This is a genomic window from Brucella oryzae, assembly GCF_041929965.1.
GTDB classification, from domain to species: Bacteria; Pseudomonadota; Alphaproteobacteria; order Rhizobiales; family Rhizobiaceae; genus Brucella; species Brucella oryzae.
In genome coordinates this window covers 1-2,500 of the sequence record NZ_JBHEEO010000046.1, presented here as the reverse complement: position 1 = coordinate 2,500, position 2,500 = coordinate 1, and the positions used below count along the sequence as shown (strand labels likewise).

Below are 2,500 nucleotides of genomic sequence, written 5' to 3'. Positions count from 1 at the left end.
CGGTAACACGTACTGGAGGACCGAACCCATATCTGTTGCAATAGATCGGGATGACTTGTGGCTAGGGGTGAAAGGCCAATCAAACTTGGAGATAGCTGGTTCTCCGCGAAATCTATTTAGGTAGAGCGTCGACCGAATACCCCCGGGGGTAGAGCACTGGATGGGCTATGGGGACTCACCGTCTTACTGATCCTAACCAAACTCCGAATACCGGGGAGTACTAGTCGGCAGACACACGGCGGGTGCTAACGTCCGTCGTGGAGAGGGCAACAACCCTGACCACCATCTAAGGTCCCTAAGTTATGGCTAAGTGGGAAAGGATGTGAGGATCCCAAAACAACCAGGATGTTGGCTTAGAAGCAGCCATCATTTAAAGAAAGCGTAACAGCTCACTGGTCTAAATAAGGGTCTTTGCGCCGAAAATGTACCGGGGCTCAAGCCATACACCGAAGCTGTGGATGCACGTATGTGCGTGGTAGCGGAGCGTTCCGTAAGCCTGTGAAGGGACAGTCGTGAGACATCCTGGAGGTATCGGAAGTGAGAATGCTGACATGAGTAACGATAAAGGGAGTGAGAGACTCCCTCGCCGAAAGTCCAAGGGTTCCTGCTTAAAGTTAATCTGAGCAGGGTTAGCCGGCCCCTAAGGCGAGGCCGAAAGGCGTAGTCGATGGGAACCACGTTAATATTCGTGGGCCTGCAGGTAGTGACGGATTGCGTGTGTTGTAAGGTCTTATTGGATTGATCTTGCAGCGAAGCGGTTCCAGGAAATAGCTCCTGCATATAGACCGTACCCTAAACCGACACTGGTGGACTGGTAGAGAATACCAAGGCGCTTGAGAGAACTGCGTTGAAGGAACTCGGCAAAATGCACGCGTAACTTCGGAAGAAGCGTGACCTCCATTTGGGCAACCAGGTGGGGGTGGCACAGACCAGGGGGTAGCGACTGTTTACCAAAAACACAGGGCTCTGCGAAGTCGCAAGACGACGTATAGGGTCTGACGCCTGCCCGGTGCTGGAAGGTTAAGAGGAGATGTGCAAGCATTGAATTGAAGCCCCAGTAAACGGCGGCCGTAACTATAACGGTCCTAAGGTAGCGAAATTCCTTGTCGGGTAAGTTCCGACCTGCACGAATGGCGTAACGACTTCCCCGCTGTCTCCAACGCAGACTCAGTGAAATTGAATTCCCCGTGAAGATGCGGGGTTCCTGCGGTTAGACGGAAAGACCCCGTGCACCTTTACTATAGCTTTACACTGGCATTCGTGACGACATGTGTAGGATAGGTGGTAGACTTTGAAGCAGGGGCGCCAGCCTTTGTGGAGTCATCCTTGAAATACCACCCTTGTTTTTATGGATGTCTAACTGCGGCCCGTTATCCGGGTCCAGGACCGTGTATGGTGGGTAGTTTGACTGGGGCGGTCGCCTCCTAAAGAGTAACGGAGGCGCGCGATGGTAGGCTCAGAACGGTCGGAAATCGTTCGTCGAGTGCAATGGCATAAGCCTGCCTGACTGCAAGACTGACAAGTCGAGCAGAGACGAAAGTCGGTCATAGTGATCCGGTGGTCCCGCGTGGAAGGGCCATCGCTCAACGGATAAAAGGTACGCCGGGGATAACAGGCTGATGACCCCCAAGAGTCCATATCGACGGGGTTGTTTGGCACCTCGATGTCGACTCATCGCATCCTGGGGCTGGAGCAGGTCCCAAGGGTATGGCTGTTCGCCATTTAAAGCGGTACGTGAGTTGGGTTCAGAACGTCGTGAGACAGTTCGGTCCCTATCTGCCGTGGGTGTAGGAATATTGAAAGGATCTGTCCCTAGTACGAGAGGACCGGGATGGACGTATCTCTGGTGGACCTGTTGTCGTGCCAACGGCATAGCAGGGTAGCTATATACGGACTAGATAACCGCTGAAGGCATCTAAGCGGGAAACTAACCTTAAAACGAGTATTCCCTATCAGAGCCGTGGAAGACCACCACGTTGATAGGCCGGGTGTGGAAGTGCGGCAACGCATGCAGCTTACCGGTACTAATAGCTCGATCGACTTGATCACTCCCATTTACAATATCCATCAAGCAAAGCTTGATGGATATCAGTTTAGAACAGCGCTCACGGATCGTACGCGGCTTCGCCGCTGATCCTCCGCGAGGGCGGCCAAACGTGGCCGACGCGCGGTCGCGCTTGCGAAGCTTACGCTTCGAGGTTCTAGTTCTGATATCAAGGCACGAAAGACAAAGGAGCAGAGGACGCTTAAGGAAAACATACTCCCTTACTGCCTTATTCCCCTACTCCCCTAACCAGCTTCTCATCATCTGTTTGTGTTCTTCGCCGACCTGGTGGTTATGGCGGAGCGGCTGCACCCGATCCCATTCCGAACTCGGCCGTGAAACGCTCCTGCGCCAATGGTACTTTGTCTTAAGACACGGGAGAGTAGGTCGCTGCCAGGTCTGCAAAGCACACAAATCAAAATCATCTTCTCAAATCCATACAAAACAGACATTCAA

Annotated in this window: 2 rRNA genes (1 of these 2 cut by a window edge); both read left to right on the top strand. The window is 53.0% G+C overall.

Annotation, left to right across the window (positions count from 1 at the left end):
* Positions 1-2,049: ribosomal RNA gene (locus JNC70_RS22460) — 23S ribosomal RNA — on the top strand (it extends 860 nt beyond the left edge of the window).
* Positions 2,050-2,328: 279 nt separating this feature from the next.
* Positions 2,329-2,443, top strand: a 5S ribosomal RNA gene (gene rrf / locus JNC70_RS22455).
* Positions 2,444-2,500: the final 57 nt, after the last annotated feature.